31 protein-coding genes are annotated in these 15,320 nt (G+C 43.5%); all 31 read right to left on the bottom strand.

What is annotated here, in order from left to right:
- Positions 1-27: 27 nt before the first annotated feature.
- On the bottom strand, positions 28-390 hold the full coding sequence (gene rplQ, locus QNH15_RS00850) for a 50S ribosomal protein L17 (RefSeq protein ID WP_061975721.1): 363 nt from the start codon (positions 388-390) through the stop codon (positions 28-30).
- Positions 391-479: 89 nt separating this feature from the next.
- Positions 480-1,424 (bottom strand): DNA-directed RNA polymerase subunit alpha, encoded by a 945-nt coding sequence (locus tag QNH15_RS00845; RefSeq protein WP_061975719.1) that lies wholly within the window; start codon positions 1,422-1,424, stop codon positions 480-482.
- Positions 1,425-1,600: 176 nt separating this feature from the next.
- Positions 1,601-1,999: a 30S ribosomal protein S11 gene (gene rpsK, locus QNH15_RS00840; RefSeq protein WP_061975716.1), complete on the bottom strand. Its 399-nt coding sequence runs from the start codon at positions 1,997-1,999 to the stop codon at positions 1,601-1,603.
- Between the two features lie 19 nt (positions 2,000-2,018).
- A complete protein-coding gene (rpsM, locus tag QNH15_RS00835) occupies positions 2,019-2,384 on the bottom strand; it encodes a 30S ribosomal protein S13 (RefSeq protein ID WP_061975715.1) in 366 nt (121 codons plus the stop codon).
- Between the two features lie 19 nt (positions 2,385-2,403).
- Positions 2,404-2,517, bottom strand: coding sequence for a 50S ribosomal protein L36 (gene rpmJ, locus QNH15_RS00830; RefSeq protein ID WP_007203526.1), 114 nt, complete (start codon positions 2,515-2,517; stop codon positions 2,404-2,406).
- Between the two features lie 36 nt (positions 2,518-2,553).
- Positions 2,554-2,772, bottom strand: a complete 219-nt coding sequence (gene infA, locus QNH15_RS00825) for a translation initiation factor IF-1 (protein ID WP_007203527.1) — start codon at positions 2,770-2,772, stop codon at positions 2,554-2,556.
- Entirely contained in the window at positions 2,765-3,088 is a 324-nt protein-coding gene (locus QNH15_RS00820) for a KOW domain-containing RNA-binding protein (RefSeq protein WP_061975713.1), read from the bottom strand. The genes infA and QNH15_RS00820 overlap by 8 nt, the downstream gene beginning before the upstream one ends.
- Positions 3,089-3,102: 14 nt before the next feature.
- Positions 3,103-3,849, bottom strand: a complete 747-nt coding sequence (gene map, locus QNH15_RS00815) for a type I methionyl aminopeptidase (RefSeq protein WP_061975711.1) — start codon at positions 3,847-3,849, stop codon at positions 3,103-3,105.
- The gene (locus tag QNH15_RS00810) at positions 3,846-4,499 is read right to left on the bottom strand and encodes an adenylate kinase (protein WP_061975709.1); all 654 of its coding nucleotides are present in this window, start codon (positions 4,497-4,499) and stop codon (positions 3,846-3,848) included. The genes map and QNH15_RS00810 overlap by 4 nt, the downstream gene beginning before the upstream one ends.
- 72 nt (positions 4,500-4,571) lie before the next feature.
- Positions 4,572-5,873: a preprotein translocase subunit SecY gene (gene secY, locus QNH15_RS00805; RefSeq protein WP_283891884.1), complete on the bottom strand. Its 1,302-nt coding sequence runs from the start codon at positions 5,871-5,873 to the stop codon at positions 4,572-4,574.
- Positions 5,873-6,313: a 50S ribosomal protein L15 gene (rplO, locus tag QNH15_RS00800; RefSeq protein WP_053356181.1), complete on the bottom strand. Its 441-nt coding sequence runs from the start codon at positions 6,311-6,313 to the stop codon at positions 5,873-5,875. The genes secY and rplO overlap by 1 nt, the downstream gene beginning before the upstream one ends.
- Before the next feature lie 31 nt (positions 6,314-6,344).
- Positions 6,345-6,533: a 50S ribosomal protein L30 gene (rpmD, locus tag QNH15_RS00795; protein ID WP_061975703.1), complete on the bottom strand. Its 189-nt coding sequence runs from the start codon at positions 6,531-6,533 to the stop codon at positions 6,345-6,347.
- A gap of 14 nt (positions 6,534-6,547) precedes the next feature.
- A complete protein-coding gene (gene rpsE / locus QNH15_RS00790; RefSeq protein WP_074440648.1) occupies positions 6,548-7,048 on the bottom strand; it encodes a 30S ribosomal protein S5 in 501 nt (166 codons plus the stop codon).
- A gap of 14 nt (positions 7,049-7,062) precedes the next feature.
- The gene (rplR, locus tag QNH15_RS00785) at positions 7,063-7,425 is read right to left on the bottom strand and encodes a 50S ribosomal protein L18 (RefSeq protein ID WP_283891882.1); all 363 of its coding nucleotides are present in this window, start codon (positions 7,423-7,425) and stop codon (positions 7,063-7,065) included.
- A 36-nt stretch (positions 7,426-7,461) separates the two neighbouring features.
- Complete coding sequence (gene rplF / locus QNH15_RS00780; RefSeq protein ID WP_061975696.1) at positions 7,462-7,998, bottom strand: 50S ribosomal protein L6; 537 nt, start codon at positions 7,996-7,998, stop codon at positions 7,462-7,464.
- Positions 7,999-8,026: 28 nt separating this feature from the next.
- Positions 8,027-8,425 carry a 30S ribosomal protein S8 gene (gene rpsH / locus QNH15_RS00775; protein WP_061975693.1) on the bottom strand — a complete coding sequence of 133 codons (399 nt, stop codon included), beginning with the start codon at positions 8,423-8,425 and terminating at the stop codon, positions 8,027-8,029.
- A 32-nt stretch (positions 8,426-8,457) separates the two neighbouring features.
- The gene (rpsN, locus tag QNH15_RS00770; RefSeq protein ID WP_007203538.1) at positions 8,458-8,643 is read right to left on the bottom strand and encodes a 30S ribosomal protein S14; all 186 of its coding nucleotides are present in this window, start codon (positions 8,641-8,643) and stop codon (positions 8,458-8,460) included.
- A 25-nt stretch (positions 8,644-8,668) separates the two neighbouring features.
- Positions 8,669-9,208, bottom strand: coding sequence for a 50S ribosomal protein L5 (gene rplE / locus QNH15_RS00765; RefSeq protein ID WP_061975691.1), 540 nt, complete (start codon positions 9,206-9,208; stop codon positions 8,669-8,671).
- A gap of 24 nt (positions 9,209-9,232) precedes the next feature.
- Positions 9,233-9,541: a 50S ribosomal protein L24 gene (gene rplX / locus QNH15_RS00760; RefSeq protein WP_061975769.1), complete on the bottom strand. Its 309-nt coding sequence runs from the start codon at positions 9,539-9,541 to the stop codon at positions 9,233-9,235.
- Positions 9,542-9,603: 62 nt separating this feature from the next.
- Positions 9,604-9,972, bottom strand: a complete 369-nt coding sequence (rplN, locus tag QNH15_RS00755; protein ID WP_061975689.1) for a 50S ribosomal protein L14 — start codon at positions 9,970-9,972, stop codon at positions 9,604-9,606.
- Positions 9,973-10,016: 44 nt separating this feature from the next.
- The gene (gene rpsQ / locus QNH15_RS00750; protein WP_061975687.1) at positions 10,017-10,280 is read right to left on the bottom strand and encodes a 30S ribosomal protein S17; all 264 of its coding nucleotides are present in this window, start codon (positions 10,278-10,280) and stop codon (positions 10,017-10,019) included.
- Between the two features lie 21 nt (positions 10,281-10,301).
- Positions 10,302-10,505: a 50S ribosomal protein L29 gene (rpmC, locus tag QNH15_RS00745; RefSeq protein ID WP_061975685.1), complete on the bottom strand. Its 204-nt coding sequence runs from the start codon at positions 10,503-10,505 to the stop codon at positions 10,302-10,304.
- A complete protein-coding gene (rplP, locus tag QNH15_RS00740) occupies positions 10,495-10,929 on the bottom strand; it encodes a 50S ribosomal protein L16 (protein WP_283891880.1) in 435 nt (144 codons plus the stop codon). The genes rpmC and rplP overlap by 11 nt, the downstream gene beginning before the upstream one ends.
- A gap of 1 nt (position 10,930) precedes the next feature.
- Complete coding sequence (gene rpsC, locus QNH15_RS00735) at positions 10,931-11,590, bottom strand: 30S ribosomal protein S3 (RefSeq protein ID WP_283891879.1); 660 nt, start codon at positions 11,588-11,590, stop codon at positions 10,931-10,933.
- A gap of 3 nt (positions 11,591-11,593) precedes the next feature.
- Positions 11,594-11,935, bottom strand: a complete 342-nt coding sequence (rplV, locus tag QNH15_RS00730) for a 50S ribosomal protein L22 (RefSeq protein WP_007203546.1) — start codon at positions 11,933-11,935, stop codon at positions 11,594-11,596.
- Between the two features lie 19 nt (positions 11,936-11,954).
- Positions 11,955-12,233: a 30S ribosomal protein S19 gene (rpsS, locus tag QNH15_RS00725; protein ID WP_061975678.1), complete on the bottom strand. Its 279-nt coding sequence runs from the start codon at positions 12,231-12,233 to the stop codon at positions 11,955-11,957.
- Between the two features lie 57 nt (positions 12,234-12,290).
- Positions 12,291-13,121: a 50S ribosomal protein L2 gene (rplB, locus tag QNH15_RS00720; RefSeq protein WP_283891878.1), complete on the bottom strand. Its 831-nt coding sequence runs from the start codon at positions 13,119-13,121 to the stop codon at positions 12,291-12,293.
- Between the two features lie 31 nt (positions 13,122-13,152).
- Positions 13,153-13,440 carry a 50S ribosomal protein L23 gene (rplW, locus tag QNH15_RS00715; RefSeq protein WP_061975674.1) on the bottom strand — a complete coding sequence of 96 codons (288 nt, stop codon included), beginning with the start codon at positions 13,438-13,440 and terminating at the stop codon, positions 13,153-13,155.
- Positions 13,440-14,063 carry a 50S ribosomal protein L4 gene (gene rplD, locus QNH15_RS00710; RefSeq protein ID WP_090239654.1) on the bottom strand — a complete coding sequence of 208 codons (624 nt, stop codon included), beginning with the start codon at positions 14,061-14,063 and terminating at the stop codon, positions 13,440-13,442. Before rplD ends, rplW begins: the two co-directional genes overlap by 1 nt.
- Before the next feature lie 17 nt (positions 14,064-14,080).
- Positions 14,081-14,719 (bottom strand): 50S ribosomal protein L3, encoded by a 639-nt coding sequence (rplC, locus tag QNH15_RS00705; protein WP_283891877.1) that lies wholly within the window; start codon positions 14,717-14,719, stop codon positions 14,081-14,083.
- A 50-nt stretch (positions 14,720-14,769) separates the two neighbouring features.
- Positions 14,770-15,078 (bottom strand): 30S ribosomal protein S10, encoded by a 309-nt coding sequence (rpsJ, locus tag QNH15_RS00700; RefSeq protein ID WP_007203552.1) that lies wholly within the window; start codon positions 15,076-15,078, stop codon positions 14,770-14,772.
- Positions 15,079-15,320: the final 242 nt, after the last annotated feature.

The raw sequence follows: 15,320 nt of genomic DNA, 5'->3' as shown, positions 1-15,320 counted from the left end.
TGACCCTGTCCCGCCCTTTATTCATTATTAAACTAATTCAATGATGACCATTGGTGCACCGTCACCACGGCGAGGACCGATCTTAGCGATACGAGTGTAACCACCATTACGCTCTGCATAACGAGGTCCAAGGTCACTAAATAGTTTTTGAAGTGCCTTTTGGCCAGATTCTTCGTTAGCTACTTCGTTGCGAACGAAGCTTGCAGCTTGACGGCGTGCGTGAAGGTCTCCACGCTTACCAAGCGTGATCATCTTCTCAACAAATTTACGTACTTCCTTAGCACGCGCTTCTGTTGTTTCGATACGATCGTTGATAATTAAGTCTGTTGCCAAGTCACGCAGCATTGCGCGGCGAACAGCTGAAACACGACCCAACTTTTGGTATGCCATGTCTATTCCCTCCTTCTGTGCTTTTTGCAGACAGGGAGGCTGTTACAAGTAACAGTCACCTGTGAAAAAGCAAATTCTAGTCTGTCAGATTAATCGTCAGCACGTAAGGAAAGCCCAAGCTCGTCAAGTTTCTCCTGAACTTCTTCCAGAGACTTCTTACCGAGGTTGCGTACTTTCATCATGTCTTCTTCTGATTTATTAGCAAGTTCTTGAACTGTATTAATACCAGCGCGTTTAAGGCAGTTGTAAGAACGCACAGAAAGATCAAGTTCTTCAATCGTCATTTCAAGAACTTTTTCCTTTTGGTCTTCTTCTTTTTCAACCATAATTTCTGCTTTTTGCGCTTGATCGGTTAGTCCGACAAAGATATTCAAATGTTCGGTAATGATCTTCGCTCCAAGAGAAACTGCCTCTTCAGGACGGATGCTTCCATCTGTCCAAATGTCAAATGTGAGTTTATCGTAATTTGTCACTTGTCCAACGCGAGTATTTTCAACCTGGTAGTTTACACGGGAGATCGGTGTGTAGATAGAATCAACCGGAATAACTCCGATTGGAAGATCTTCTGACTTATTGCCTTCCGCTTGTACATAACCGCGGCCTCTTCTCGCATTCAGCTTCATTTGGAAATGAGCGCCTTCCGCAAGAGTGGCAATGTGAAGATCCGGATTCAGAATCTCTACATCACTATCATGTGTAATATCACCAGCTGTAACGACTCCCTCACCCTGTACATCTATTTCCAATGTCTTATCTTCATCAGAATAAATCTTCATTGCAAGCTTCTTCAGGTTAAGGATGATGGTAGTTACATCTTCCACCACACCTTCTACTGTAGAGAACTCATGCAACACGCCATTAATCTGAATGGATGTAACAGCTGCACCAGGCAGTGAGGATAATAGGATACGACGTAAGGAGTTGCCCAGTGTAGTACCATATCCACGTTCAAGTGGTTCAACAACAAACTTTCCATATGTGGCATCGTCGCTGATTTCAACCGTTTCAATTCTTGGCTTTTCGATTTCGATCATTCAACTAAACCCTCCTTCAAACGTCGAACCTCGACTTCGGGCGAATTGCCCAGCCGAAATTCCCCAATGGCATTCCCGACTAAAACAACTAATTAGTGTTCTTCACCAAAACTTATATTATACATACCCATTATAGACAGGTTATACATATAATATACCGCAGAGTGTAACTAAAGTTACACGCGGCGGCGTTTTGGAGGACGGCATCCGTTATGAGGAACAGGTGTAACATCGCGAATAGCTGTTACTTCTAGACCTACCGCTTGAAGGGCACGAATCGCAGCTTCACGGCCAGCACCAGGGCCTTTAACAGAAACCTCTAGTGTTTTCATGCCATTTTCCATTGCAGTCTTACCAGCAGTTTCAGCTGCCATTTGTGCTGCGAATGGAGTTGATTTACGAGAACCTTTGAATCCCATGTGGCCAGATGTAGCCCAAGAGATTGCGTTCCCGTGTGTATCAGTAATCGTAATGATTGTGTTGTTGAATGTAGAACGGATATGCGCGATACCGGTCTCAACATTCTTTTTCACACGACGTTTACGAGTGTTTGTTTTACGTTGTTGCTTCGCCATTAGAGTTTACCTCCTTTACTTACTTTTTCTTATTCGCTACTGTACGACGAGGTCCTTTACGAGTACGAGAGTTGTTCTTCGTATTTTGACCGCGAACTGGAAGACCGCGACGGTGGCGGATTCCACGGAAGCTGCCGATCTCGATTAGACGTTTGATGTTAAGGGATACTTCACGACGAAGGTCACCTTCAACTTTAATCTTGTCGATTGCTTCACGGATTTTATTCAATTCATCTTCTGTAAGATCACGAACGCGAGTTTCTTCAGATACACCAGCTTCAGCAAGAACTTGTTGAGCTTTCGCTTTACCGATTCCAAAGATGTAAGTTAGTGAAATGACAACTCGCTTATCGCGTGGAACGTCGACTCCTGCAATACGTGCCATAATGTAGCACCTCCTTAGATTAACCTTGTTTTTGCTTGTGTTTAGGGTTTTCGCAGATCACCATTACAGTTCCTCTACGACGAATAACTTTACACTTTTCACAAATGGGTTTGACTGATGGTCTAACCTTCATTTTTTTAAACCTCCTTATGTCACGGAGTACGATTTTTTATTTAAAGCGATACGTTATACGACCACGTGATAAGTCATATGGAGACAATTCTACGGTAACTTTATCTCCTGGTAAAATCCGAATGTAGTGCATGCGGATCTTTCCGGAAACATGTGCTAGAATTTTATGTCCATTCTCAAGCTCCACTCGGAACATGGCGTTTGGCAGTGGTTCGATAACCGTACCTTCTACCTCAATTACATCGTCTTTAGCCATCGATATGGTCTCCCTTCTTCAGAGCAATGACTTTCTCGTCGGAAAACTTCGCTACTGCGTACCGTAGTTTGCCATTTGTTACACGGCCTGTTTCAAGAATGCTTCTTGCAACTTCCGGAGAAATAAAATCAAGAAGTTCTAAGTGAATCAGGTTTTTACGTTTGGCGCGATCATATTTGCGCTTATCGCCATCCGCGACAAGTACAAAGCGATCATCCAGGATATTTACGATGACACCTAATTTCTCTGCGTCTCTTCCCTTTATGATTCGAACCATCTGTCCTATCTGAGGCATCGATTCAGAATCGCTAACCATTATATCACCTTCACCTAGATCTTTGTTAGGATTTCGTATCCTTCCTCCGTAATGGCCACAGTATGTTCAAAATGAGCACACCATTTGCCATCCGTTGTCACAACCGTCCAGTTATCGGATAATGTTTTAACATAACGAGATCCGGCATTGATCATCGGCTCGATGGCCAAGACCATTCCTTTTTTCAGGATCGGCCCTTTACCGGGCGGTCCATAATGAGGAATTTGCGGATCTTCATGCAATTCCTGGCCGACTCCATGCCCCACATATTCGCGTACAACAGAAAACCCTTCAGCCTCTGCATATACTTGAATCTCATGGGAGATATCTGTAAGTCTGGCACCTGCCTTCGCTTTCTCCAATCCTTTGAAAAGAGATTGCTCAGTTACATCAAGAAGCTTTCGAGACTCTTCCGAGATCTCTCCGACTCCGTAAGTCCAGGCAGAATCGCCGTGGTAGCCTTTGTATTTCGCCCCTATATCCAAAGAGATAATGTCGCCATGGTTCAATACACGCTTTCCCGGAATTCCATGTACAAGCTCTTCATTCACGGAAGTACAGATGCTTCCCGTAAATCCATTATAATCCTTGAATGAAGGGATTGCACCCTGGCTGCGAATAAACTTTTCAGCAATGTTATCCAGCTCTTTTGTTGTCACACCAGGTTTAATGTGTTTCTTTAACTCCTCGTGAGTTAGGGCAACGATTCTCCCTGCTTCCCGCATGAGATCGATCTCCCGCGGCGTTTTGCAGATAATCATTTTGCCAGCCCTCCGATAAGTTCGTTAATGTCTGCATAGACTTTATTGATTTCCTGGTCACCATCAATATTCTTGAGGTAGCCTTTACCTTTATAGAAATCCAATAATGGTTTGGATTGCTCCATGTTTACTTCCAAGCGAGTACGAACGGTTTCTTCGTTGTCATCTTCGCGCTGGATTAAGTCAGCCCCATCCTTATCACATTTCCCATCCACTTTTGGAGGATTGAAAATGATGTGATAAGTGGTTCCGCATACCGGACAAATCCGGCGGCCGGTCAAGCGCTGCATCAACTGATCTTTTTCTACAGAGATGTTGAGTACATAATCGATTCGGCGATCCAGCTCAGACGTGATGTCCTCAAGCGCTTCGGCCTGAGCAACAGTCCGAGGAAAACCATCAAGCAGGTATCCCTTCTCACAGTCATCTTTGGCAAGACGTTCACGGACAATTCCGATCGTTACATCATCCGGAACCAAGTTACCGGAATCCATATATGACTTTGCCTTCAGACCAAGAGGAGTGCCTTCCTTGATTGCAGCCCTGAACATATCTCCTGTTGAGATATGGGGAATGCCGTACTGCTCAACAATTTGTTCTGCCTGTGTCCCTTTTCCGGCACCAGGCAATCCCATCAATACAAGATACATCTAATCCCTCCATACTCACTAATCTTGCCAATAGACCGAGGGTTTGAGGGAAGAAGATGTCTTCCCTTTCCTCTACTTAATGAAGCCTTTGTAATGCCGTTTAATCAACTGGCTTTCAATCTGCTTCATCGTGTCTAATGCCACACCTACAACAATCAGTAAGCTCGTGCCGCCAATCTGAATCGAAGACGGAAGGTTGAGCCCTGGAATTGCTGTAAAGATTACCGGGAGAATAGCGATAAACGCAAGGAATAGAGATCCTACAAAAGTTAATCGATATAAAATTTTCGTAATATACGATTGGGTGTTTGCTCCTGGACGAATACCCGGGATGTAACCACCCTGTTTCTTCAAGTTATCAGCCATTTGCTCTGGATTGACCTGAATGAACGTGTAGAAGTACGAAAATCCAATAATTAAAAGCGCATATAAAATCATTCCGACTGGCTGGGTGTAGTCAAACGTGCTGACAATCCACTTTGTTATATCATTTTGCTCGAAAAAGCCGGCAATCGTACGAGGAGTAATAATCAGGGAAATCGCAAAGATAACCGGGATAACTCCTGCCGCGTTGACTTTAATCGGCAAATGCGTGGATTGGCCGCCAACAGGCTTTGTACCGACGACGCGTTTTGCATACTGAATCGGGATCTTACGTAAACCTTGTTGAATGTAGATAACGCCGACAACGATTAAAATAATAGCGACCAGTAACAGAAGTACAGTTACAATGTGCATAAACATCTGATCGTTTGCGCCTTTGAATTGCGCTGCATATATCTGGTTAACAGCTGTAGGAATAGCTGCGACAATCCCCGCGAAAATGAGAACGGAAATCCCATTTCCAATTCCCTTAAGGGTAATCTGCTCACCTAACCACATCAAAAAGGAAGTTCCGGCAGTCAACACCAACGCAATAAACAAATACGTCATGATTCCAGGGTTTGAAATCAGTCCAGGGAACAGGTTGTTAAACCCGATAGACATCCCGATGGCCTGGATAAATCCAAGGACAATCGTTCCGTATCTGGTGAACTGAGCCAGCTTGCGTCGGCCCACTTCCCCTTGTTTACTCCACTCTGTGAACTTAGGAACCACATCCATTTGAAGCAGCTGAACAATGATTGATGCTGTAATGTATGGCATGATACCCATTGCAAAGATGGAGAAGTTTTTTAATGCTCCACCACCGAACGTGTTCAAGAATCCAAAAATACTTGCGTTATTTTCAGTACCAAACTTAAGAACCTCGCGATTCACACCTGGAACAGGAATAAACGTTCCGATCCTGAAAACGATCAGCATCAAAAGTGTAAATAGAATCTTGTTTCTGAGATCACCCACACGCATAATGTTGGAGATTGTCCGGAACATTAAATCACCTCAGTTTTTCCGCCGGCCGCTTCAATCGCTTCTTTAGCAGAAGCGGAGAACTTATGGGCCTTAACTGTAAGCTTAACTCCTAATTTGCCATTTCCTAACACTTTAATGCCGCTGTTTTCTTTGCTTACCACACCAGTTTCGATAAGAAGTTCCGGAGTTACCTCTGTACCTTCTTCAAAACGTGCAAGCTTTTCAAGATTAACAATTGAGTACTCTTTGCGAGTTGGGTTTGTGAATCCACGTTTAGGCAAACGACGTGCTAATGGGTTTTGTCCACCCTCAAATCCAGGACGAACTCCGCCACCAGAACGTGCTTTTTGACCTTTGTGTCCACGACCACTTGTTTTACCATTTCCTGAACCGATACCACGTCCTACGCGGTTGCGTGTTGAACGGGATCCTTCAGCTGGTTTCAACTCATGAAGTTTCATGTGAGCACCTCCTCATGATTTTATTAACGTTTTACGCGTCGATTTCGTTTACAGTTACAAGGTGAGATACCTTGTTAACCATACCACGGATAGCTTGGTTGTCTTCGTGTACAACCGTTTGATGCATTTTTCTAAGACCTAAAGTCTTAACAGTTACACGCTGATTCTCAGGACGTCCGATAACACTGCGTGTGAGGGTGATTTCTAATTTCTTAGCCATCTACTGTTCCCTCCTTAACCTAAAAGCTCTTCGACTGATTTGCCGCGAAGTTTCGCAACGTCCTCAGCACGTTTAAGATTTCTTAATCCTTCGATCGTAGCACGCACCATGTTGATTGGGTTGTTAGATCCAAGTGATTTAGAAAGAATATCAGCTACTCCAGCAAGTTCTAGTACCGCACGGACAGGTCCACCTGCGATAACTCCAGTACCCTCGGAAGCAGGCTTAAGCAATACTTTTCCTGCGCCAAATTGTCCTGTAATTTGGTGAGGGATTGTTGTACGAACAACTGGTACTGTAATAAGATTTTTCTTTGCGTCTTCAATTGCTTTGCGGATCGCGTCTGGTACCTCTTGAGCTTTACCAGTACCAAATCCGACATGACCATTCTTGTCACCAACGACAACAACTGCAGCAAAGCGGAAACGACGTCCACCTTTTACAACCTTCGCTACACGGTTGACCGTTACGACACGTTCTTCAAGTTCAAGTTTATTAGGGTCGATACGCATCAGTTTCCCTCCTTCTATTAAAATTCTAACCCAGCCTCACGGGCTGCATCAGCTAATGCTTTTACACGTCCATGATATAAATAACCGCCACGGTCGAATACCACTACTTTAACGCCTTTTTCTGAACCACGCTTAGCAATAGCTTCGCCGATTGCTTTCGCTGCTTCAACGTTACCGCCGTTTTCGATACCTGCTTCTTTATCCATAGAAGAGGCAGATGCGATTGTTACTCCGTTCACATCATCGATCAGTTGAGCATAAATGTGCTTGCTAGAACGGAATACGTTCAAACGAGGACGTTCTGCTGTTCCGATTACAGAGCGGCGAACACGAGCATGTCTTTTTTTACGAGCGACATTTTTATCCGCTTTAGTGATCATCCTATGCACTCCTTTCCGCTAACTTCTTAACCGGTCTTATTTACCAGTCTTACCTTCTTTGCGTCGTACAAACTCACCTTCATAACGAATTCCTTTACCTTTGTAAGGCTCTGGAGAACGGATTGAACGGATGTTTGCTGCAACTTCACCAACACGCTGCTTGTCGATACCTTTAACTACCACTCTTGTGTTAGAAGGAACATCGATGTCGATTCCGTTTTCAGGAACGATTTCTACTGGGTGAGAGTATCCAACGTTAAGGATCAGTTTGTTTCCAGATTTAGATGCACGGTAACCTACACCAATGATTTCGAGTGCTCTTTCGTAGCCGTTAGTAACACCGATAACCATGTTGTTAAGTACGCTTCTAGTTGTTCCGTGTAAAGCACGGTGCTCTTTGTGATCGCTCGGGCGCTCAAAAGTGATTGTGCTTTCAGCCACGTTAATTTTAATATCTTTGCTGAATTGTCGAGTTAGTTCTCCCTTTGGACCTTTAACAGTTACGAAGTTATCCTTCACATCAACTGTTACGCCGCTTGGGATCTCAACAGGTTTATTACCTATGCGAGACATAATGACACCTCCATTCGCTGCTAAAATTTTACCAAACGTATGCTAATACTTCGCCGCCGACTTGTTGCTGGCGAGCTTCTTTGTCAGTTAGAATGCCTTTTGAAGTGGATACAAGCGCAATCCCCAATCCTCCAAGTACTCGTGGAAGTTCAGTTGATTTTGCGTATACACGAAGTCCAGGCTTACTGATTCTCTTAAGACCAGTAATTACACGCTCATTGTTAGAACCGTATTTAAGGAAGATGCGAATCATCCCTTGTTTATTATCTTCAATGTATTCTACATCGCGTACAAAACCTTCACGCTTGAGGATTTCTGCGATCTCTTTTTTAATTGTAGAACCAGGAACCTCTAATTTATCGTGACGAACGGTGTTAGCGTTGCGAATACGAGTAAGCATATCTGCAATTGGATCTGTCATGACCATTGATATTTACCTCCTTCCCTTTGTTCAGGGTATTACCAGCTGGCTTTTTTAACACCAGGAATTTGACCTTTATAAGCAAGTTCTCTAAAGCAAATACGGCAGAGTTTAAACTTGCGGATGACTGAATGAGGACGCCCGCATCGTTCACAGCGAGTGTATTCCTGCACTTTGAACTTTTGCTGGCGTTGTTGCTTAGCAATCATAGATTTCTTTGCCACGGGTTTACCTCCTTTGGCTTAAAGATTATTTTTGGAAAGGCATTCCTACTTGAGTCAATAGCTCACGAGCCTCTTCGTCCGTGTTGGCAGTCGTTACGATAACGATGTCCATACCGCGAACTTTATTTACTTTATCGTAATCGATCTCTGGGAAGATCAATTGTTCTTTAACACCAAGAGTGTAGTTACCACGGCCATCAAAAGCTTTCTTTGAAATACCACGGAAGTCACGTACACGTGGAAGTGCAACTGCGATTAGTTTGTCTAAGAAATCATACATGCGCTCTCCGCGAAGAGTAACTTTTGTACCGATTGGCATCCCTTCACGAAGCTTGAAGCCTGCGATAGATTTCTTAGCACGAGTAATAACTGGCTTTTGACCAGCGATTGTAGTTAGTTCTTCAACAGCTGTATCCAGCACTTTAGAGTTGGAAACTGCGTCACCAACACCCATGTTGATTACGATTTTTTCGATCTTTGGAACTTCCATTACAGAAGTGTAGTTAAACTTCTCTACTAGAGAAGGAACAATCTCACTTTTATAACGCTCTTGTAGACGGTTCATCAAGATGCCCTCCTTTCACTGCGATTATTTATCTAAAACTTCACCTGATTTAGCTACACGAACTTTTTTACCATCGACTTCTTTGTATCCTACACGGGTAGGAACGTTTGTCTTTGGATCTAGAGGCATTACGTTAGAAACATGAACCGGAGCTTCTAGGCTTACGATTCCACCTTGTGGATTAGCCTGAGACGGTTTCGAGTGTTTCTTAACGATATTAACGCCTTCTACAAGGACACGATTTTGTTTCGGATAAGCTTCAAGAATTACTCCTTGTTTGCCTTTATCCTTACCGGAAATCACTTGTACTTTATCGCCTTTTTTAACATGCATTGGCATGAGCGTGTTGCACCTCCTTACAAGCCTGCAGATTTGAGCCTTGCATTCTATTGATATTAAAGCACTTCTGGAGCAAGTGAAACGATCTTCATGAACTGCTTGTCACGAAGTTCACGAGCAACCGGTCCAAAGATACGAGTACCACGAGGACCTTTATCATCACGAACGATTACTGCTGCGTTCTCGTCAAAACGGATAGTGGATCCGTCGTTACGGTGCATTCCGCGTTTTGTGCGAACAACTACCGCTTTAACAACGTCACCTTTCTTAACAACGCCGCCTGGTGTTGCGGATTTTACAGAACAGACGATGATGTCACCAACGTTAGCGTATTTGCGTCCAGAGCCGCCAAGAACTTTAATGCATAGTAACTCACGAGCACCAGAGTTGTCAGCTACTTTTAAACGAGTCTCTTGTTGAATCATGCGAATTGACCTCCTTTCGGATACATTTTCGATCCGAACATATATTAAATAACTACTGCTTCTTCAACCACTTCTACCAAACGGAAACGCTTGTCTTTAGAAAGCGGACGAGTTTCCATGATTCTTACCAAATCATTCACTTTTGCAGTGTTGTTTTCATCATGAGCTTTGAACTTTTTAGAGTACTTAACACGCTTGTTATATAAAGGGTGTTTTTTGTAAGTCTCTACAAGCACAGTGATTGTTTTGTCCATCTTGTCAGAAACTACACGGCCAAGATAAACTTTACGTTGATTTCGTTCACTCATTGTGCGAACCTCCTCTCAATATTAAGCGTTAGTAATCCCTAGCTCTCTTTCACGTAAAACAGTTTTTGCACGGGCAATTGCTTTACGAACTTCACGAATGCGGGCAGGGTTTTCTAATTGACCTGTAGCGAGTTGAAAACGAAGATTGAAAAGCTCTTCTTTTAGAGACTTAGCGTTTTGTTCGACTTCAGCAGTGGTCATGTTACGGATATCATTAGCCTTCATTAGTGTCACCACCCACTTCTTCGCGTTTTACAAATTTACATTTGATTGGAAGCTTGTGTGCAGCAAGACGAAGTGCTTCACGAGCTACTTCTTCAGATACACCAGCGATTTCAAACATAATTTTTCCTGGTTTTACTACAGCAACCCATCCTTCAGGTGCCCCTTTACCGGAACCCATTCGAACTTCTAGAGGCTTAGCTGTGTAAGGCTTTGACGGGAAAATTTTGATCCATACTTTACCGCCACGCTTCATGTAACGAGTCATCGCGATACGAGCTGCTTCGATCTGACGGTTAGTAATCCAAGATGCTTCAATAGCTTGCAAACCATATTCGCCGAATGCTACTTCAGCTCCGCCTTTTGCACGTCCGCGCATTTTTCCGCGGTGTTCACGGCGGTATTTAACACGTTTTGGCAATAACATATTATTTGCCTCCTTCCTCTTTTTTCGTTCCTCTTGTTGGAAGGACTTCCCCACGGTAGATCCAGATTTTCACACCGATTTTACCGTAAGTTGTGTCAGCTTCTGCAGTTCCATAGTCGATGTCTGCACGAAGGGTATGAAGAGGAACAGTTCCTTCACTGTAAGATTCTGAACGAGCGATATCAGCTCCACCAAGACGTCCGGAAACTTCAGTCTTGATACCTTTTGCTCCAGCACGCATAGAACGTTGGATTGATTGCTTCATTGCACGGCGGAAAGACACACGGTTTTCCAATTGACGAGCAATATTTTCGGCAACAAGCTTAGCATCAACATCCGCTTGCTTGATTTCAAAAATGTTTACGTGTACTCGCTTGCCAGTTAGTTCGTTGAGTGCTTTACGAAGTGCTTCAACTTCAGTACCACCCTTACCGATAACCATACCAGGCTTAGCAGTTTTGATTGTGATGTTTACGCGGTTTGCTGCACGCTCGATTTCAACACCGGATACAGCCGCGTCTTTTAGTCGTTTTTCGATATATTTACGAATTTTAAGATCTTCGTGTAATAGATCAGCATAGTCTTTATCAGCGTACCATTTTGACTCCCAGTCACGAATAACGCCAATACGTAGTCCTATCGGATTTACTTTTTGACCCACGTCTTATCCCTCCTTCTTTTCAGAAACAACGATAGTGATGTGGCTAGTACGCTTGTTAATACGGCTTGCACGTCCCATTGCACGAGGACGGAAACGTTTTAACGTAATGCCTTCATCTACGAATGCAGATGATACCACAAGGTTGTTTGGTTCCATTTCATAGTTGTGTTCCGCGTTTGCGATAGCAGATTTTAACACCTTTTCAATCACTGGAGAAGCAGCTTTTGGTGTAAGGCGTAGAATCGCAAGTGCTTCGCCTACTTGCTTACCTCGAATCAAATCGATAACAATTCTAGCTTTACGAGGAGCAATACGCACTTGTTTAGCAACAGCTTTTGCTTGCATTTTGTGTACCTCCCCTCAATTAACGTCTTGTTTTCTTATCATCAGCGGCATGACCTTTATAAGTACGTGTTGGTGCAAATTCACCCAACTTGTGTCCGACCATGTCTTCTGTAACATAAACCGGTACATGCTTACGGCCATCATATACTGCTAATGTGTGTCCGATGAATTCCGGGAAAATTGTTGAACGGCGAGACCAAGTTTTAATAACTTTTTTGTCATTAGATTCGTTCAAGCCTTCAACTTTTTTCATTAAGTGGTCATCAACAAAAGGTCCTTTTTTCAAACTGCGACCCATACGTGAACCTCCCTTCGCGATTGCGCTACGGTTCGATTGAACCGTAGAACAAACACGTTATTTTTTACGACGACGTACGATGTACTTGTCTGTTGGATTGTTTTTCTTACGAGTCTTGTAACCAAGAGTCGGTTTGCCCCATGGTGACATTGGTGATTTACGTCCGATTGGAGCGCGTCCTTCACCACCACCGTGTGGGTGATCGTTAGGGTTCATTACAGAACCACGAACTGTCGGACGGATACCCATCCAGCGAGAACGACCGGCTTTACCTACGTTAACAAGTTCATGTTCAAGGTTACCTACTTGACCGATTGTTGCACGGCAAGTTAGAAGGATCATACGAACTTCGCCAGAACCTAGACGAACAAGAGCGTACTTTTCTTCTTTACCAAGAAGCTGAGCTTCAGCACCAGCAGAACGAACCAGCTGACCGCCTTTACCAGGTTTAAGCTCGATATTGTGGATTGTAGAACCTACAGGAATGTTCGCAAGTGGAAGTGCATTCCCTACTTTAATGTCAGCCTCAGGGCCGGACGTGATTTCTTGACCAACTTTAAGTCCTTTAGGAGCAAGAATGTAACGTTTTTCACCATCAACATAGTTGATTAGCGCGATGTTAGCCGTACGGTTTGGATCATATTCGATCGTAGCAACGCGTCCTGGTATTCCATCTTTGTTACGCTTAAAGTCGATGATTCTGTATTTACGCTTGTGCCCACCGCCTTGGTGACGAACAGTAAGTTTACCTTGGTTGTTACGTCCAGCCTTTTTGCTTAGTGGAGCAAGCAATGATTTTTCCGGTTGGTCAGTTGTAATCTCAGCGAAGTCCAATTGAGTCATATTACGACGACCGTTAGTGATCGGTTTAAACTTTTTGATACCCATGTGTGTTTCCCTCCTTTACCTGTTTCTCGGTTTATACTCCCTCAAAGAAGTCTAGTTCTTTGCTTTCTGGAGTTAGTGTAATAATCGCCTTCTTACGCTTTGCAGTGTAACCAGAATGACGACCTACACGCTTGAATTTCCCTTTGGAGTTTACAGTGTTTACTGATGCAACTTTAATCCCAAAGATTTCTTCAAGAGAAGACTTGATTTGAGTCTTTGTTGCGCGAGTGTCAACTTCAAAAGTGTATTTACCATCAGCCATAATTTCAGTAGAACGCTCTGTAATTACGGGGCGCTTAATAATATCTCGTGCATCCATTATGCAAGCACCTCCTCTACTTTTTCCACAGCGTCTCTTGTCATAACAAGCTTGTCGTGGTTAAGCACATCAAGCACGTTTACACCGCTTGCTGTAACGACTGTTACACCAGGGATGTTACGAGCAGATAACGCAACAAATTCGTTGAAGTCACCTGTCACAACAAGTGCTTTGCGATCTGCGGATAGATTTGTTAGTACTTGTTTCATGTCTTTTGTCTTAGGAGCGTCAAAAGAAAGAGCATCAAGTACGACTAGGTTATTATCGATAACCTTGGAAGAAAGTGCGGATTTAATTGCTAAACGGCGTACTTTCTTAGGTAATTTGTAAGAATAGCTTCTTGGTGTTGGTCCGAATACCGTTCCACCACCAACCCATTGTGGAGAGCGGATTGAACCTTGACGAGCACGTCCAGTTCCTTTTTGTCTCCATGGTTTGCGTCCACCACCAGCAACTTCAGAACGGTTTTTCACGTCATGGTTACCTTGGCGTTGAGACGCTTGCTGCATTACAACAGCATCAAATAACACATTTTGGTTTGGTTCAATACCGAAAACGGAAGCATTAAGCTCTAGGTCGCCTGCTTGAGAACCATCTTGTTTGTAAATAGCTACTTTAGGCATCGATGTATCCTCCCTTCTTATTTAGCTTCTTTTGCTTTTACAGCAGCATTGATTGTAACGTAGCTTTTCTTCGCACCAGGTACGTTACCTTTGATTAGAAGCAAGTTGCGCTCAGCGTCAACTTTTACTACTTCTAGGTTTTGAACAGTAATTGAATCTCCGCCAGTACGTCCAGGTAGGTTTTTACCTTTGAATACACGGTTAGGGTCAACTGCACCCATAGAACCAGGACGACGGTGGTAACGGGAACCATGGCTCATCGGTCCGCGGGATTGTCCGTGGCGCTTGATTACACCTTGGAATCCTTTACCTTTTGATGTGCCGGTTACATCCACGATGTCACCTTCTGCGAAAATATCAACCTTGACTTCCTGACCAACCTCATATTCCGCGCCTTCCACGTTGCGGAATTCTTTAACGAAGCGCTTAGGGTTTGTGTTAGCTTTAGCAGCATGCCCTTTTGCAGGCTTGTTCACACGGCTTTCTTTCTTGTCATCAAATCCTAATTGGATTGCTTCATATCCGTCGTTTTCAGCACTTTTCTTTTGAAGAACAACGTTTGGAGTAACTTCTACCACAGTAACTGGGATAAGATCACCGTTTTCTGCAAACACTTGAGTCATTCCAACTTTTTTACCTAAGATTCCTTTGGCCATTAGTCACACCTCCTATTAAATGTTGTTTTTATATTGTGAATTCACACGAATTAAAGTTTGATTTCAATGTCCACGCCAGATGGAAGATCCAAACGCATTAATGAATCAACAGTTTGCGGCGTTGGCTCGATGATATCGATCAAGCGCTTATGTGTACGCATTTCGAACTGCTCACGAGAATCCTTATATTTGTGCACCGCACGAAGGATTGTGTATACAGCTTTCTCAGTTGGAAGCGGAATCGGTCCGGATACTTTTGCACCAGAACGTTTTGCTGTCTCAACAATTTTCTCAGCAGACTGATCAAGAATTCTGTGATCATACGCTTTTAATCGAATACGAATCTTTTGCTTTGCCATTATTTTCCCTCCTTTATTCGCCCATTTTGATAAACAGACATTACTCCCACGGAAATTTACCTGACAGACATCCGCCATGGCAATGGGGCCGGGTGTGTCAGCAACCTTCCGGATCATCGCAAATGAATGACCAACATTACTTATTATAGTAAAAACAGCTGCCCATTGCAAGCTATTCTTATAAATATTTTTCTCGGTCGCACACTTTTACTATTATAGGGGCAAAACCGCGCAAAATCAAG

Source organism: Fictibacillus enclensis, assembly GCF_030123385.1.
Lineage (GTDB): Bacteria > Bacillota > Bacilli > Bacillales > Fictibacillaceae > Fictibacillus_C > Fictibacillus_C enclensis.
Note: the sequence above shows the minus strand (reverse complement) of the source record. Positions and strands in the feature narration are given on the sequence as shown.

Excerpts from the sequence above, each read along its gene's own strand:
- rplQ (WP_061975721.1), bottom strand. The coding sequence starts at position 390 with ATGGCATACCAAAAGTTGGGTCGTGTTTCAGCTGTTCGCCGCGCAATG.
- QNH15_RS00845 (WP_061975719.1), bottom strand. The coding sequence starts at position 1,424 with ATGATCGAAATCGAAAAGCCAAGAATTGAAACGGTTGAAATCAGCGAC.
- rpsK (WP_061975716.1), bottom strand. The coding sequence starts at position 1,999 with ATGGCGAAGCAACAACGTAAAACAAACACTCGTAAACGTCGTGTGAAA.
- rpsM (WP_061975715.1), bottom strand. The coding sequence starts at position 2,384 with ATGGCACGTATTGCAGGAGTCGACGTTCCACGCGATAAGCGAGTTGTC.
- rpmJ (WP_007203526.1), bottom strand. The coding sequence starts at position 2,517 with ATGAAGGTTAGACCATCAGTCAAACCCATTTGTGAAAAGTGTAAAGTT.
- infA (WP_007203527.1), bottom strand. The coding sequence starts at position 2,772 with ATGGCTAAAGACGATGTAATTGAGGTAGAAGGTACGGTTATCGAACCA.
- QNH15_RS00820 (WP_061975713.1), bottom strand. The coding sequence starts at position 3,088 with ATGGTTAGCGATTCTGAATCGATGCCTCAGATAGGACAGATGGTTCGA.
- map (WP_061975711.1), bottom strand. The coding sequence starts at position 3,849 with ATGATTATCTGCAAAACGCCGCGGGAGATCGATCTCATGCGGGAAGCA.
- QNH15_RS00810 (WP_061975709.1), bottom strand. The coding sequence starts at position 4,499 with ATGTATCTTGTATTGATGGGATTGCCTGGTGCCGGAAAAGGGACACAG.
- secY (WP_283891884.1), bottom strand. The coding sequence starts at position 5,873 with ATGTTCCGGACAATCTCCAACATTATGCGTGTGGGTGATCTCAGAAAC.
- rplO (WP_053356181.1), bottom strand. The coding sequence starts at position 6,313 with ATGAAACTTCATGAGTTGAAACCAGCTGAAGGATCCCGTTCAACACGC.
- rpmD (WP_061975703.1), bottom strand. The coding sequence starts at position 6,533 with ATGGCTAAGAAATTAGAAATCACCCTCACACGCAGTGTTATCGGACGT.
- rplR (WP_283891882.1), bottom strand. The coding sequence starts at position 7,425 with ATGATCACTAAAGCGGATAAAAATGTCGCTCGTAAAAAAAGACATGCT.
- rplF (WP_061975696.1), bottom strand. The coding sequence starts at position 7,998 with ATGTCTCGCATAGGTAATAAACCTGTTGAGATCCCAAGCGGCGTAACA.
- rpsH (WP_061975693.1), bottom strand. The coding sequence starts at position 8,425 with ATGGTCATGACAGATCCAATTGCAGATATGCTTACTCGTATTCGCAAC.
- rplE (WP_061975691.1), bottom strand. The coding sequence starts at position 9,208 with ATGAACCGTCTACAAGAGCGTTATAAAAGTGAGATTGTTCCTTCTCTA.
- rplX (WP_061975769.1), bottom strand. The coding sequence starts at position 9,541 with ATGCATGTTAAAAAAGGCGATAAAGTACAAGTGATTTCCGGTAAGGAT.
- rplN (WP_061975689.1), bottom strand. The coding sequence starts at position 9,972 with ATGATTCAACAAGAGACTCGTTTAAAAGTAGCTGACAACTCTGGTGCT.
- rpsQ (WP_061975687.1), bottom strand. The coding sequence starts at position 10,280 with ATGAGTGAACGAAATCAACGTAAAGTTTATCTTGGCCGTGTAGTTTCT.
- rpmC (WP_061975685.1), bottom strand. The coding sequence starts at position 10,505 with ATGAAGGCTAATGATATCCGTAACATGACCACTGCTGAAGTCGAACAA.
- rplP (WP_283891880.1), bottom strand. The coding sequence starts at position 10,929 with ATGTTATTGCCAAAACGTGTTAAATACCGCCGTGAACACCGCGGAAAA.
- rplV (WP_007203546.1), bottom strand. The coding sequence starts at position 11,935 with ATGCAAGCAAAAGCTGTTGCTAAACAAGTGCGTATTGCTCCTCGTAAA.
- rpsS (WP_061975678.1), bottom strand. The coding sequence starts at position 12,233 with ATGGGTCGCAGTTTGAAAAAAGGACCTTTTGTTGATGACCACTTAATG.
- rplB (WP_283891878.1), bottom strand. The coding sequence starts at position 13,121 with ATGGGTATCAAAAAGTTTAAACCGATCACTAACGGTCGTCGTAATATG.
- rplW (WP_061975674.1), bottom strand. The coding sequence starts at position 13,440 with ATGGATGCACGAGATATTATTAAGCGCCCCGTAATTACAGAGCGTTCT.
- rplD (WP_090239654.1), bottom strand. The coding sequence starts at position 14,063 with ATGCCTAAAGTAGCTATTTACAAACAAGATGGTTCTCAAGCAGGCGAC.
- rplC (WP_283891877.1), bottom strand. The coding sequence starts at position 14,719 with ATGGCCAAAGGAATCTTAGGTAAAAAAGTTGGAATGACTCAAGTGTTT.
- rpsJ (WP_007203552.1), bottom strand. The coding sequence starts at position 15,078 with ATGGCAAAGCAAAAGATTCGTATTCGATTAAAAGCGTATGATCACAGA.